Origin of the sequence: Streptococcus sp. UMB1203, assembly GCF_030217725.1 — a bacterium.
Taxonomy (GTDB): domain Bacteria; phylum Bacillota; class Bacilli; order Lactobacillales; family Streptococcaceae; genus Streptococcus.
Map to the genome: position 1 here is coordinate 1 of NZ_JASOOK010000061.1, position 1482 is coordinate 1482.

General features: G+C 37.0%; 1 protein-coding gene. It reads right to left on the reverse strand.

Annotated elements, in window-relative coordinates:
* Positions 1-65: 65 nt before the first annotated feature.
* Positions 66-1384, reverse strand: a protein-coding gene (locus tag QP439_RS08870; RefSeq protein ID WP_502961735.1) for an IS3 family transposase whose coding sequence is annotated in 2 segments (ribosomal slippage) — positions 66-943 and positions 943-1384 — 1320 coding nt in all. Because the reading frame shifts where the segments join, the coding sequence is not laid out codon by codon here.
* Positions 1385-1482: the final 98 nt, after the last annotated feature.

Consider the following 1482-nt stretch of genomic DNA (forward strand, 5'->3'; position numbering starts at 1 on the left):
GGGACTTTTTTTCTACACAAAAATAGGCTCCATAATATCTATAGGGGATTTACCCACTACAAATATTATAGAGCCTTTAGTTTTACCTTAATTCGTTTATTGTTGTAGTAATCAATATAGTCTACAATGGCTTGTTCCAATTGCTCAAGTGATTTAAACGACTTCTCATAACCATAAAACATCTCAGACTTAAGAATACCAAAGAAGGATTCCATCATGCCGTTATCTGGACTATTTCCCTTACGTGACATAGAGGCTTGAATTCCCTTACTCTCTAGGAACCGATGATAAGAATCGTGTTGGTATTGCCAACCTTGGTCACTATGGAGAATCGTATTCTCGTAGTGTTTCTCTGTGAAGGCCTGTTCCAACATCGTTTTTACTTGTTCTAAATTAGGAGAACAAGAAAGATTAAAAGCAATAATTTCGCTGTTAAAGCCATCTAAAACAGGCGATAAATACAATTTCTGCGTACTCTTTGGAATGGCAAACTCTGTTACATCCGTATAGCACTTTTCCATTGGTTTGGTTGCTTCAAATTGACGTTGAATAAGATTGTCCGCTTTCTTGCCAATCTCTCCTTGGTAAGAAGAATACTTTCGTTTCCGACGAATTCGAGCGCTTAAACCAAGGACCTTCATCAGACGTTGGACCTTCTTATGATTGACCGAATAACCTCGATTCTTTAGTTCAAGAGTCATTCGTCGATAACCATAATTGCCTTTATGTTCATTATAAATCCACTGAATTTCGTCTTTAAACTCTTTATCTTTGTCAAGTCCCTCCAGTTGCTTCAACTGGTAGTAATAAGTCGAGCGAGCTAAATGAGCTGTTTCAAGAAGTAAATCTAGTCGAAATCCTCCTGAAGCCATTTCTCTAATTGTCTCTGCCTTTCTCGCTTTAAGGCTTCGTCCCTGTCTTCTAGCTCTTTTAACTTTTTTAGGTAAGCCACCTCGGTACGTAAGCGTTCATTCTCCTCTTGGAGTCGCTCTAGTTCTGTCATTTCTTCCCAAGTTTTCTTACGTTTACGTCCCATTTTAGGTACTCTCCCTCTTGTTTTCTCAACAATAGTATACCCGTTTTTCTTGTATTGTGCTATCCAATTTTTCAACAGCGAAGGATTGGGTAAATCATAGTCTAAAGCCACACTTATTCGTGAACGACTTTCAAGTAGGACTTTATCAATCATTTCTTGCTTTAATTCAGGGGAATAGTAACGATTCTTCCCCTTTTTGACGATTTCTATTCCGTAACGTTCAATTAATTTCACCATGTACTTTAGACCAGAAACATCCACACCAAATCTTTTTGAAAGTTGATTGAAGCTTTGACCTTGCTTTCTCAATTCATATATTTGAACTTTATCTTCATAAGTTAATTTCATAATAAAACACCCCAAAAGTTAGATTTTTTCTGTCTAACTTTTGGGGCTCTATAATATTTGTAGTGGGTAAATCCCCTATGGATCTTATGGAGCCTTTT